The sequence below is a fragment of the Actinophytocola xanthii genome, assembly GCF_001921205.1.
Classification (GTDB): domain Bacteria; phylum Actinomycetota; class Actinomycetes; order Mycobacteriales; family Pseudonocardiaceae; genus Actinophytocola; species Actinophytocola xanthii.
In genome coordinates this window covers 215,016-229,410 of the sequence record NZ_MSIE01000007.1, presented here as the reverse complement: position 1 = coordinate 229,410, position 14,395 = coordinate 215,016, and the positions used below count along the sequence as shown (strand labels likewise).

The following is a 14,395-nucleotide window of genomic DNA, read 5'->3' as shown; positions in this document are numbered from 1 at the left end:
GGAGAGATGGACACGAGCCAGGACACCGAGCAGCGGCTGCGCGAGTACCTCAAGCGGGCCACGGTCGACCTGCGGCAGGCCCGTCGCCGCCTCGCCGAGGCCGAGGACCGGGCAGGCGAGCCCATCGCCATCGTGGGCATGGCCTGCCGCTACCCGGGCGGGGTGCGCTCCCCGGAGGACCTGTGGCGGCTGGTCGCCGCCGGCGGCGACGCCACCTCCGAGTTCCCCACCGACCGGGGCTGGGACCCCGACCTGCACGACCCGGACCCGGACCGCGCGGGCCACACCTACACCACCCGAGGCGGGTTCCTCGACGACGTGGGCCGCTTCGACGCGGAGCTGTTCGGCATCTCCCCGCGGGAGGCGCTCGCGATGGACCCGCAGCAGCGCCAGCTGCTGGAGGTGTCGTGGGAGGCCGTCGAGCGGGCCGGGATCGACCCGCTGTCCCTGCGCGGGACGCCGACCGGCGTGTTCGCCGGGGCGATGGTGCAGGACTACGCCTCCCGCTTCGCCGTCCCGCCCGAGGGTTTCGAGGGCTATCTCGGCAACGGCAACTCCGGCGCGATGGCGTCCGGACGGGTCGCCTACACGCTCGGGCTGGAAGGCCCGGCGGTGACCCTGGACACCGCGTGCTCGTCCTCGCTGGTGGCCGTGCACCTCGCCGCGCAGGCCCTGCGGCAGGGGGAGTGCGGGCTGGCGCTGACCGGCGGGGTCACGGTCATGTCGACGCCGGCGCTGTTCCTGGAGTTCAGCCGGCAGCGCGGGCTCGCCCCGGACGGCCGGTGCAAGCCGTTCTCGGCCGGCGCCGACGGCACCGGATGGGCCGAGGGCGTCGGCGTGCTGGTGCTGGAGCGGCTGTCCGAGGCCCGCCGGCACGGCCGGCGCGTGCTCGCGGTGGTGCGCGGTTCCGCGGTCAACTCCGACGGCGCCTCCAGCGGCCTGACCGCCCCGAACGGGCCGTCGCAGCAGCGGGTGATCCGGCGCGCCCTCACCGTCGCCGGGCTCTCTCCGTCCGACGTGGACGTCGTCGAGGCACACGGCACCGGAACCACGCTCGGCGACCCGATCGAGGCCCAGGCCCTGCTCGCCACCTACGGCCAGGACCGGGACCGGCCGCTGCTGCTCGGCGCGGTGAAGGCCAACCTCGGCCACACCCAGGCCGCCGCCGGCGTGGCCGGGATCATCAAGCTGGCCATGGCCATGCGCCACGGCGTGGTGCCGCCGACGCCGCACCTGACCGAGCCGACACCACGGGTCGACTGGAGCGAGGGCGCGGTGTCGCTGGTCACCGAGGCCCTGCCGTGGCCGGAGCGGGACGCGCCGCGCCGGGCCGGGGTGTCGGCGTTCGGTGCGAGCGGCACCAACGCCCACCTGGTCCTGGAACAGGCACCGCCCGCCGACGCGCTCGATCCCCCCGCCGGCGCCGCCGTGGTGCCGTGGCCGCTGTCCGGGCACACCCCCGAGGCGCTGCGTGCGCAGGCCGCCGGGCTCGCGGGCGTGACCGCGGACCCGGCCGAGATCGGGCTCGCGCTCGCCACCGCCCGGGCCGCCCTGGAGCACCGCGCGGTCCTCGTCGCCGGGCCGGACCAGCGCGCGAACGCGCTCGCCGCGCTCGCCGACGGACTGCCGCACCCCGACGTCGTGACCGGGCAGGCACCGGGCGACCCGCGCGAGGCGGTGTTCGTCTTCCCCGGGCAGGGGTCGCAGTGGGTCGGGATGGCGGTGGACCTGCTCGACCACCCGGTGTTCGCGGCCCGGTTCGACGAGTGCGCCACCGCCTTGTCCTCCTATGTGGACTGGGACCTGCGTGAGGTGCTGCGCGACGAGTCCGCGTTGGCTCGGGTGGACGTCGTGCAGCCGGCGTTGTGGGCGGTGATGGTGTCCCTGGCGGCGGTGTGGCGCCACCACGGGGTGAAGCCGGCCGCGGTGGTGGGGCACAGCCAGGGCGAGATCGCCGCGGCGTGTGTGGCCGGGGTGTTGTCGCTGGAGGACGGTGCCCGGGTGGTGGCCCTGCGCAGCCGCGCGCTGGCCAGGATCGCCGGCCGCGGCGGCATGGTGTCGGTGCCGCTGCCGGTCGGAGAGGTCGACCTGTCCGGCGGGCTGTCGGTCGCCGCGGTCAACGGGCCCGGCTCGACTGTCGTGTCGGGACCGCCCGCGGCCCTGGCGGCGGTGCTGGACCGGTACGAGCGGGCCCGCCGGGTGCCGGTCGACTACGCCTCGCACTCCGTCCAGGTCGCCGAGCTGCGCGAGGAGCTGCTCACCGCGCTCGCCCCGGTCTCCCCGCGCCCCGGCCAGATCCCGTTCCACTCCACGGTCACCGGTGCCCGCGAGTCGCGGCTGGACGCCGAGTACTGGTACCGGAACCTGCGCGAGACGGTCCGCTTCGCCGACGTCACCACCGAGCTCGCCGCCCACGGACCGGCCTTCGTCGAGGTCAGCCCGCACCCGGTGCTCACCGTCGGGCTGCAGGAGACCGTCGACGCCGCCGGAGCCGACGCCGTCGTCCTCGGCACGCTGCGCCGCGACGAGCCCGGCCCGCGCCGGCTCCTCGCCTCGTTCGCCGAGGCCCACACCCGCGGGGTACCGGTCGACTGGCGTCCGGCGTTCTCCGGTGCCCGCCCGGCCGACCTGCCCACCTACCCCTTCGGCGGCGACCGGTACTGGCTGACCGAAGGCCCGGCGCGCGGTGTGCTCGACCGGGTCGAGGACCTCGCCGACGGCGGTCTGCTGCTCAGCGGCACCCTCACGCACCGCACCCACCCCTGGCTACCCGACCACGCCGTCGACGGCACGGTCCTGTTCCCCGGCACCGGGATGCTCGAGCTCGCCGCCGCCGCCGGCGACCGGGTCGGGTGCCCCCGCGTGGAGGAGCTGGCGCTGCTCGCCCCGCTGCCCGTGCCCGCCGAGGCCACGGTGACGCTCCAGGTCACCGTCGGCGGGGCGGACGACGCCGGGCGGCGCTCGCTGCGCGTGCACGCCCGCCCCTCGCCCGACGACCCGTGGACCCGCCACGCCACCGGCACCCTCGCCCCGCAGGCCGGCGCCCCCGCTCCGGCCCCCGCCGAGTGGCCCCCCGCCGGAGCCGAGCCCGTCGTCCTCGACGGCCTGTACGAGCGGCTCGCCGACGGCGGGCTCGGCTACGGCCCGGCCTTCCGCGGGCTGCGCGCGGCCTGGCGCCACGACGACTGGGTGCTCGCCGAGGTCGCCCTGCCCGATGGGCTCTCACCCGAGGGGTTCCTGCTGCACCCGGCCCTGGTCGACGCGGCGCTGCAGGCCGTCGGGCTCGGCGGGTTCCTCGACCAGCCGGACGTGCCGCTGCTCCCGTTCGCCATCACCGGGGCCGCCGTCCACGCCACCGGCGCCACCGCGCTGCGCGTCATGGTCACCGCGGCCGGCCGCGACGCCGTGCGCCTCGCCCTGTTCGACACCGCCGGGCGGGCGGTCGCGACCGTCGACTCCCTGGTCCTGCGGCCGATGCCCAGGACGACCGCCGCCTGGCGGGACGCGTTGTACCGGGTGGACTGGGTGCCGGCCGCGCCCGGCTCCGGTGAGGTCCCGCCGCACGAGGTCGTCGAGTGCGGGTCGGTACACCATGCGCTGACCCTGCTGCGCGAGCGGCTGGCCGACCCGGACGCCACCGGACCGCTCGTGGTCCTCACCCGCGGGGCCGTCGCCGCCCGGCCGGCGGAGCTGCCGGACCTCGCCGCCGCGGCGGTGTGGGGCCTGGTCCGCTCCGCCCAGACCGAGAACCCGGGCCGGTTCGTGCTGGTCGACCTGGAGGCCGGGACCGACCCGGCGGAGCCGGTTGCCCGCGTCCTCGCCGCCGACGAACCCCAGGTCGCCGTCCGGGACGGCGCCATGTTCGTGCCCAGGCTGAGCCGGGCGCGGGACCTGCTGGTGGTCGAGCCGGGCTCCCGGCTCGCCGCGGGGGCCGGCGGCTCGCTCGACGACCTGCACCTCGTCCCCTCCGGCGAGGTCGAGCCAGGGCCCGGCCAGGTCCGCCTCGACGTCCGCGCCGCCGGCCTGAACTTCCGCGACGTGCTGATCGCGCTCGACCTGTACCCGGGCGAGCCGGTCCTCGGCGCGGAGGCGGCCGGGGTGGTGACCGCCGTCGGTCAGGGCGTGGTCGACCTCGCGCCGGGAGACCGGGTGTTCGGGCTCGTGCCCGGCGCCTTCGCCCGGTCCGCCGTGGTCGACCGGCGCCTGCTCGCGCGCGTCCCGCGGGACTGGACCTTCGCCGAGGCCGCTTCGGTCCCGGTGGTGTTCCTCAGCGCCTACTACGCCCTGCGCGACCTCGCCGACCTGCGTGCCGGGGAGACCGTTCTGGTGCACGCCGCCGCCGGCGGGGTCGGCATGGCCGCGACCCAGCTGGCCCGCCACCTCGGCGCGCACGTCCTCGGCACCGCGAGCCCGGCGAAGTGGGCCGCGACCGGGCTGGACGAGACCTGTCTCGCCTCGTCCCGGGAGCCCGGGTTCGCCGACGCGTTCCGCGGGCTGGTGGGGGAGCGCGGCGTCGACGTCGTGCTGAACAGCCTCACCGGACCGTTCGTCGACGAGTCGCTGCGGCTGCTCGCCGCCGGCGGGCGGTTCGTCGAGCTGGGCCGGACCGACCTGCGCGACCCGGCCGACCTGCCGGACGTGCGGTACCGGGCGTTCGAGCTGTTCGAAGCGGGCCCCGACCGGATCGCCGAGATGCTGACCGAGCTGCTCGCGCTGTTCGAGCGGGGCGTGCTGGCGCCGCTGCCGCTGCGCACCTGGGACCTCGGCCGGGGTCGGGAGGCGTTGCGGCACCTGCGCCAGGGCGAGAACGTCGGCAAGGTCGTGCTCACCGTGCCGGCCCCGCTCGACCCGGACGGCACCGTGCTGGTCACCGGCGGCACCGGCACCCTCGGCGGTCTGCTGGCCCGGCACCTGGTCACGGCGCACGGCTGCCGGCACCTGCTGCTCACCAGCCTCTCCGGCCGGGACGGGACCGACCTGGCCGGTGAGCTGACCGCGCTCGGCGCGCGGGTCCGGGTGCGGCGGTGCGACGTGTCCGACCGGGACGCGCTCGCCGCGCTGGTCGCCTCCGTACCCGCGGAGCACCCGCTCACCGCCGTCGTGCACACCGCCGGCGCGCTCGACGACGGCGTCCTGGAGACCCTCACCCCCGCGCACCTGGACCGGGTGTTCGCGCCCAAGGCGGACGCCGCCGAACACCTGGCCGAGCTGACCCGCGACCACGACCTGGCCGCGTTCGTCCTGTTCTCCTCCGCCGCGGCCACCATGGGCAGCGCCGGACAGGGGAACTACGCCGCCGCCAACGCCGTGCTCGACGCGCTCGCCCTCCGCCTGCGCGCGGCGGGCCGGCCGGCGACCGCGGTCGCCTGGGGCCTGTGGGAACCGCGCAGCGGCATGACCGCCGGCCTGGACGCGACCGACCGGGAGCGGATGCGCCGCGCCGGCGCCGCGCCGCTGTCCACAGCGGACGGCATGGCGTTGTTCGACGCCGCGCTCGCGGTCGCCGAACCCACGCTGGTCGCCACCCGGATCGACCTCTCCGCGGTCCGTGCGCGCGCGGCGACCGACGGCGTCCCCGCGCTGTTGCGCGGGCTGGTGCCGGTCCGCGGGGAACGCCGCACCGCCGGCTCCGCCACCGGCGGGCTCGCCGCCCTCCCGCCCGCGGAGCTGGCACGCGCGCTCACCGACCTGGTCCGCACGCACGTCGCGGCCACCCTCGGGCACGGTTCGCCGGACGCGGTGCCCGACCGCAAACCGTTCCGCGAGCAGGGTTTCGACTCCCTGACAGCGGTCGAGCTGCGCAACCGGCTCGGCGCGGCTACCGGGCTGCGGCTGCCCGCGACGCTGGTGTTCGACCACCCCACGCCGACCGCGCTGGTCACCCACCTCACCGCCGAGCTGACCGGTGCCGCCGCCGACGCCGGCGCGCCGACACCGGCGCGGGCCGCCGACGACGACCCGATCGCCATCGTGGCGCTCAGCTGCCGCTTCCCCGGCGGGGTCGGCACCCCGGAGGAGCTGTGGCGGCTGCTGGCCGACGGCGGCGACGCGATCGGGCCGTTCCCCACCGACCGCGGCTGGGACCCCGACCCGCGGGCGACGGTGCGCGCCGGCGGGTTCCTGCCCGACGCGGCACTGTTCGACGCCGGCTTCTTCGGCATCGCGCCGCGGGAGGCCCTGGCCAGCGACCCGCAGCAGCGGCTGCTGCTCGAGGCGTCCTGGGAGCTGCTCGAGCGCGCCGGCATCGACCCGGCCACGTTGCGCGGCACCCGCACCGGTGTCTACGTCGGTGCCGCGTACAACGACTACGGCACCGGCATGTTCGACGCCGAGGAGGACCTGACCGGCTACGTCGTCACCGGCAACAGCGGCAGCGTGGTCTCCGGCCGGATCTCCTACACGTTCGGCTTCGAGGGCCCCTCGGTCACCGTCGACACCGCCTGCTCGTCGTCGCTGGTGGCGCTGCACCTGGCGGTGCGGGCGCTGCGGGCGGGAGAGTGCTCCCTCGCGCTCGCCGGCGGGGTCACGGTGATGGCGACGCCCAACTCGTTCGTCGAGTTCGGCCGGCAGGGCGGGATGGCGCCCGACGGTCGCTGCAAGGCGTTCGCCGCCGCCGCGGACGGGTTCGGCGCGGCCGAAGGACTTGGGCTGGTGCTCGTCGAGCGGCTGTCCGACGCACGCGCGAACGGACACCCGGTCCTGGCCCTGGTCCGCGGCAGCGCGGTCAACTCCGACGGCGCCTCCAACGGGCTGACCGCCCCGAACGGGCCGTCCCAGCGCCGCGTGATCCAGCTGGCGCTCGCCGACGCGGGTCTCCAGCCGTCCGATGTGGACGCGGTGGAGGCGCACGGCACCGGAACCACGCTCGGCGACCCGATCGAGGCCGGCGCGCTGCTGGAGACCTACGGCACCGACCGCGAACGTCCGCTGTGGCTCGGCTCGGTCAAGTCCAACCTCGGGCACAGCCAGTTCGCCGCCGGGGTGGCCGGGGTGCTGAAGGTCGTACTGGCGCTGCGCAACGGCCTGCTGCCGCGCACCCTGCACGTCGACGAGCCCTCGCCGCACGTCGACTGGTCGGCCGGCGAGGTGCGGCTGCTCACCGCACCCGTGCCCTGGCCGGCCGGTGAGCGGCCGCGCCGCGCCGGCGTGTCGTCGTTCGGGATCAGCGGCACCAACGCCCACGTCCTGCTCGAACAGGCGCCGGCCGACCCCCCAGCCGACCCTCCCACCGCCCAGGCCGGTGGTCCGGTGCCGGTGCCGTTCTCCGCCGCGACGCCGGCGGCGTTGCGGGAGGTGGCCGCCCGGCTGGCCGACCACGTCGAGGCCGACGAGGGCCTCGGCCCGGCCGACGTCGGCCACTCGCTGGTCTCCACCCGCGCCGCGCTGCCGCACCGCGCCGCCGTGGTCGCCGCCGACCGTGCCGGGCTGCTCGCCGGCTTGCGCTCCTTCGCCGCCGACGGAAGCGGCGCGCTCGCCGGCGTGGCCGGCGCGGACGCCGACCGGGTGGTGTTCGTGTTCGCCGGCCAGGGTGGGCAGTGGCCGGGCATGGCGGCCGACCTGTACGCGACGAGCCCGGCGTTCGCCGCCGAGTTCGACGCGTGCGCCGACGCCATCGCCGCCCTCGTGGACTTCTCGCCGCTGGCGGTGCTGCGCGGCGAGCCCGGCGCACCGGGGCTGGACCGGATCGAGGTACTGCAACCGGTGCTGTTCGCCGTCGTCGTGTCGCTCGCGGCGCTCTGGCGCGCGCACGGCGTCGAGCCGGCGGCGGTGGTCGGGCAGTCGCAGGGCGAGGTCGCCGCGGCCTACGTGGCCGGTGCGCTCTCCCTGCGGGACGCGGTGGCCGTGGTCGTGCTGCGCAGCCGGCTGTTCGCCGAGGAGCTGGTCGGGCGCGGGGCGATCGCCTCGGTCCTGCTGCCGGTCGAGCAGGTCAGGGAGCGGATCGTGCCCTGGGCCGGTCGGGTGGACGTGGCCGGGACCAGCGGTCCGCGCTCGGCCACGGTGTCCGGCGAGCAGGACGCGCTCGCCGAGCTGGTGGCGGCCTGCACGGCCGACGGGATCCGGGCCCGCGTGCTGCCGGCCACCGTCGCCTCGCACGGAGCGCAGGTCGACCCGCTGCGGGAGCGGCTGCTGGCGAGCCTGGCCGGAGTCCGTCCTCGGCCCGAGAGCATCCCGTTCTACTCCACGGTGACCGGCGACCGGGTGGACCCGGCCGAGCTGGACGCCGGCTACTGGTTCCGCAACTGCCGGGAGCCGGTCAACCTCGACGCCGCCGTCCGGGCGCTGATCCGCGACGGCCACCGCGTGTTCGTCGAGCCGAGCCCGCATCCGGCGGCCACGCTGTCGGTCGAGCAGATCGCCGAGGACGCCCGCTCCGGCACGGACGACCACGCCGTGCGTGCCGTCGCCACCCTGCACCGGGACGAGCCGGGACCGGAGCGGTTCGCCGCCGCGCTGGCGCAGGCGTACGCGCACGGCGTGCCGGTCGAGTGGTCGGCGGTGTACCCGGGTGCCCGCCGGGTTCCGCTGCCGACCTACCCCTTCCAGCGCCGCCGCTACTGGGTCGTCCCCGGGCGCGGCACCGGCGACCTGCGTGCCGCGGGCCTCGCCGAGGCCGCGCACCCGCTGCTGTCGGCCGCGGCCGGTCGCGCCGACGGCGGTCTGCTGCTCACCGGCCGCCTCGGCGAACGGGACTGGCTCGCCGGCGAGCGGCTGCACCGCACCCTGGTGGTCCCGGCAGCGGTGCTCCTGGACCTGGCCCTGTACGCCGCCCATCGCGTCGGCTGCCAGGTCGCCGAGCTGACCGTCGGCGAGCCACTGGTGCACCGGGGCGAGCCGGTGGTCGAGGTGTCGGTCGGCGCGCCGGGCGAGGACGGCAGCCGCCGTCTCACCGTCCACACCAGAGAGGACGACGAGCCCTGGACGTGCCACGCGACGGCCGTCCTCACCCCGGAGGGCCCGCTGGCCGCCGCGGCGCCCGCCCAGTGGCCGCCCACCGGGGCTCGACCGGTCGACGTTGCGGCGCACTACGCCGCGCTCGCCGCGGCCGGGGTCGAGCACGGCCCCGCGTTCCGCGCGCTGCGCGCGGCCTGGGCGCACGACGGCGAGACCTACGCCGAGCTGCGGCTGCCGGACGACGCGCCGGCCGGGGCGTTCGCGCTGCACCCGGTCCTGCTCGACGCCGTCCTGCACGCCCTGCCGGCCGACCCCGCCCGTACCCCCGCGGCCTGGCGCGGCGTCGGCGTCCACGACGGCGAGGCGGGCGGCGTGCTCCGGGTGCGGCTCACCCCCGCGCCCGACGGAACGGTCGCGGTCGCCGTCACCGACACCGCGGGCAGCCCTGTGCTCACCGTCGAGGCGGTCACGACCGCCGAACCGGCAGTCGCGCGGCTGCGTGCCGCCGGTCTGCGGGACCAGTTGGTCGTGCCCGAGCTGGTACCGGCCCCGCCGGCGCCGCCGGTGTCCGACTGGCTGCTGGTCGGCGACGCCCCGGCGCTCGCCCCCCGGGTCGGCGGCGCGTCCGGGTCGGCGGCGGTCGTGCTGGCCGTGGCGGCCCCGGACGAGGTCCCGGTGCTGCTGTGCGAGCACGAGGAGTCGCGGCTCGTCGTGGTGACCGAGGACCCCGCGCGCGGGCTCGTGCTCGCCGCGGCCGCCGAGCGGCCCGGCCGCGTCCAGCTCCTCGACCTCGACGACTCCCCGGCCTCGGCGCGGGCACTCCCGGCCGCCCTGGCCAGCACCGAGCCGCACCTCGTCCTCCGCGACGGAGCCGTCCTGGTACCGCGGCTCACCCGCCCCGCGCTGGGCGACCCGCGTCCCGTGGCCGCGGCCCTGGTCACCGGTGGCACCCGGGCCGCCCGCCTCGCCGAGCACCTCGCGGCCCGGGACGAGGACCAGGACGGGGTGGTCGTGCACGTGGCCGACGAGCCCGGCGAGGACGACCCGCTGACCGCCGCCCGCGCGGAGGTCCTCGCCGCGGACAACGCCGCGGAGCGGGCGACCGGCCAGCTCGTCCTGTGTGGACCGAGCGGACCGGGGGCCGCGGCCTCGGCGGTGCGGGCGGCGTTCGACCGGATCGCCGAACGGCGTCACGCCGCCGGGCTGCCCACCCTCTCGCTGACCGTCGACCGCGAGCTGGACGAGGACCTCGGCCCGCTGCTCGACCTCGCCCTCACCGCCGGCGCGCCGACCGTCGCCTGCCTCGCGCACGAACCGCCCGCCCCGCCGGAGAGCCGGGCCGACGACCTGCCGCTGGCCGCGCGGCTGGCCGCGCTGGCCGAGCCGGACCGGTTCGCGCTCGTGCTCGACCTCGTGCGCGCGCGAGCCGCCGGCGTCCTCGGCCACGACGACGCCACGGAGCTGGACGACTCCCGGGCACTGCGCGAGCTCGGGTTCGACTCGATGAGCGCGGTCGTCCTGCGCGACCGGCTGAACCGCGCGACCGGCCTGCGCCTGCCCGCCACCACGGCCTTCGACCATCCGACGGTCCGCGCGCTGGCCGCGCACCTGCTCCGCGAGCTGCTCGGCGAGCCCGAGGAGCACACGCCGGCGGCGGCCGCCGCCCGCACCGACGAGCCGATCGCGATCGTGGCCATGGCCTGCCGGTTCCCCGGCGGTGTCCGCGCCCCGGAGGACCTGTGGCGGCTGGTCGCCTCCGGCACCGACGCGATCACCCCTTTCCCCACCGACCGCGGCTGGGACGTCGAGGCCGTCTACGACCCCGAGCCGGGCCGGCCAGGGCGCACCTACGTGCGATCCGGCGGCTTCCTCGACGAGGTCGCCGGGTTCGACGCCGAGTTCTTCGGCATCAGCCCGCGCGAGGCGGTCGCCATGGACCCCCAGCAGCGCCTGCTGCTCCAGTCCGCGTGGGAGGTGTTCGAACGCGCCGGGCTGGACCCGACGGCACTGCGCGGGGAACAGGTCGGCGTGTTCGCCGGCACCAGCGGCCAGGACTACACCGGCGCCCTCCTCGCCGCCGGCGCCGAGGACGCCGAGGCCGGCGGCGAGGACGGCACCGACTACGTGATCACCGGCGGGTCGGCGAGCGTCCTGTCCGGACGGTTGGCCTACGCGTTCGGCTTCGAGGGCCCCGCCGTCACCGTGGACACCGCGTGCTCCTCCTCGCTCGTCGCGGTGCACCTGGCGGCCCAGTCGCTGCGTTCGGGGGAGTGCTCGCTCGCGGTCGCCGGCGCGGCGGCGGTGATGGCGACCCCGGCGGCGTTCGTGGCGTTCAGCCGGCAGCGCGGGCTCGCGCCCGACGGCCGCTGTAAGGCGTTCTCCGCCGCGGCGGACGGTACCGCCTGGGCCGAGGGCGTCGGCACGCTGTTGCTCGAGCGGCTCTCCGACGCCCGGGCGAACGGCCACCCCGTGCTCGCGGTGCTGCGTGGCTCGGCGGTCAACTCCGACGGCGCCTCCAACGGGCTGGCCGCCCCCAACGGCCGAGCCCAGCAGCGGGTGATCCACACCGCCCTGGCCGTCGCCGGCCTTCAACCCTCCGATGTGGACGCCGTGGAGGCGCACGGCACCGGCACCCGGCTGGGCGACCCCATCGAGGCCACGGCGCTGCTCGCCACCTACGGCGCCGAGCGGGACCGTCCGCTGTGGCTCGGGTCGGTGAAGTCGAACATCGGCCACACCCAGGGCGTCTCCGGGATCGCCGGGGTGGTCAAGACGGTCCTGTCGATGCGCCACGGCCTGCTGCCGAGGACCCTGCACGTCGACGAGCCGACGCCGCAGGTCGACTGGTCGGCCGGCGCGGTCCGGCTGCTCACCGAGGACGTGCCGTGGCCGAGGAACGGGCGGCCGCGCCGAGCCGGGGTGTCCTCGTTCGGGGTGAGCGGTACCAACGCGCACGTGGTCCTCGAGGAGGTCGACCAGCCGCTGCCGCCGCCCGTCGAGCCCGGACCGGGGCCGGTGGCGTGGCCGCTGTCCGCCCGCACGCCCGACGCGCTCGCCGCCACGGCCGAGGCCCTGCTGTCCAGTGTGGATGGTCTGCGACCGGCCGACGTGGCGCACACGCTGACCGCGGGACGGGCGGTGTTCGGCACCCGGGCGGTCGTGGTCGGGGCGGACCCGGCCGGGCTCGCCGCGCTCGCCGCCGGCGAGCCGCACCCGGCCGTGGTGCGCGGCACCGCGGTCCGTCCAGGCCCGCTCGCGGTCCTGTTCGCGGGCCAGGGAGCGCAGCGCGTCGGCATGGGCCGCGGGCTGTACTCGGCGTTCGGCGCGTTCGCCACCGCGTTCGACGAGCTGTGCGACGAGCTGTCCGGGCACCTCGGCACCTCGCTGCGCGCGGCGGTGTTCGACGGACCGGCGGAGGCGCTGCGCGGGACCGCGCTGGCCCAGGCCGCCCTGTTCGCCGTGGAGGCCGCGACCGCGGAGCTGCTGCGCTCCTTCGGTGTCCGGCCGGACTATCTGCTGGGCCACTCGGTCGGGGAGCTGGCCGCCGTGCACGCCGCCGGCGTGCTGTCCACCGAGGACGCCTGCGCGCTGGTCGCCGCCCGCGGCCGGTTGATGGCCGCGCTGCCGGCCGGCGGGGCGATGCTCGCCGTGCAGGCCACCGAGACCGAGGTGGTCGACTCGATCAACGGCCACGCGGTGAGCCTCGCCGCGGTCAACGGACCGGAGTCGGTGGTGGTGTCCGGCGACGTCGTCGGGGTCGCGGCGCTCGCCGAGCAGTGGCGTGCCCGCTCCCGGCGCACGCGGTTGCTCGAGGTCAGCCACGCGTTCCACTCGGCGGCCGTGGAGCCGGTGCTGACCGAGCTGGCCGAGGTCGCCGCCGGCCTGACGTTCCACGAGCCGCTGGTGCCGATCGTGTCCACGCTGACCGGCCGCCTCGCCGGGCCCGAACTGACCTCACCCGGCTACTGGCCCGAGCAGGCGCGCTCGCCGGTCCGTTTCCTCGACGCGGTGCGCACGCTCGTCGGGCAGGGCGTGCGCACCTTCCTCGACGCCGGACCGGACGGCACCCTCGCCGCGGCCGCCCGGGAGGCTGTCGGACCGGAGGGCGGTGGGGAGTTCGTGCCGTGCCTGCGGGCCGACCGTCCAGAGCCGGAGGCACTCACCGCGGCGCTGGCCCGCCTGCACGTGACCGGCCGTGCGGTCGACTGGGCCGCCTTCCACGCCCCGCACCGCCCACGCCACGTCGACCTGCCCACCTATCCCTTCCGCACCAGGCGGTTCTGGCTGCGCGTGGCGGAGGGGGCGCCCGCCGAGCGGGAGACCGGCGGCGACCTGCTCTCGGTCGTCCGGGCGGAGGCGGCGGCGGTGCTCGGACACGGCTCGAGGGCCGACGTCCCCGCCGACCGCGGATTCCTCGAGCTGGGGTTCGACTCGCTGACCGCCGCCGAGCTCACCTCCCGGCTCGCCGCGGCGGTCGGCCGGCCGGTGCCGACGGTCGCCGTATTCGACCACCCGACCCCGGCCGCGCTCGCCGAGCACCTCGGCGCGCTCGCCGACGAGCGGGACGAGCCGGCGTCCGGCCCGGAGCCGACCGTGAACGGCCCGTTCCAGGCCATGTTCACCCGGGCCATCGAGTCCAGCCGCACCGGCGAGTTCATGGACTTCCTCGACGCGGCGTCCCGCTTCCGCACCGAGTTCACCGACCCCGCCGGTGTCGGCGCCGAGCCGGTGACGATCACCAGCGGCCCGGCCGACCGGACGGCCCTGGTCTGCCTGCCCGGCTTCATCGGCATGCCCGGTCCCCAGCAGTTCACCCGGTTCGCCGCGCCGTTCCGCGCCGAGCGCGAGGTGACCGTCCTGCGCCACCCCGGGTTCGCGCCGGGTGAGCCGGTGCCGGCCGACCCCGGTGTGCTCATCCGCCTGCATGCCGAGTGGATCGAGCGCCACCACGGGGACCGGCCCTTCGCGCTCGTCGGCCTGTCCTCCGGTGGTCTCGTCGCGCAGGCCGTGGCCGGGCACCTGGAGCGGGCCGGGGTCCGCCCCGAGGGCGTGGTGCTGCTGGACACCTTCGGCCCGCACCTGGACCACCTGGTCGACGTGCTGCTGCCGGAGTTCGCCGTGCGGCTGCACGACGCGCACGTCGCGATGGGCTACGGCGCCGCCGACGACTGGCTCACCGCGATGGGCCGCTACGTGGGCTTCGACTGGCGGGTCGAGGAGCTGACCACGCCGGTGCTGTTCCTGCGGGCGAGCGAACCGATGATCGAGTGGACCCACGAGGGCGACTGGCGCACCTCGTGGCCGGGAGCGCGGTCGGTGACCGACGTGCCCGGCGACCATTTCAGCATGATGGGCGACTACGCCGAGCACACCGCCGCGGCCGTCGCACGGTGGCTTGGAAAGGACGTGGGATGAGAAGACGACCAACCTCCGGAACCGCCACCTCAGGGGAACGTGACGGAACTCAGCCACAAGTACGTGATCGAACCGAAGGGACGCTACG

At 77.0% G+C, this 14,395-nt stretch carries 1 protein-coding gene; it reads left to right on the top strand.

What is annotated here, in order from left to right; all coding sequences use genetic code 11:
• Positions 1–6 precede the first annotated feature (6 nt).
• On the top strand, positions 7–14,307 hold the full coding sequence (locus tag BU204_RS41105) for a type I polyketide synthase (RefSeq protein ID WP_075124599.1): 14,301 nt from the start codon (positions 7–9) through the stop codon (positions 14,305–14,307).
• Positions 14,308–14,395 lie beyond the last annotated feature (88 nt).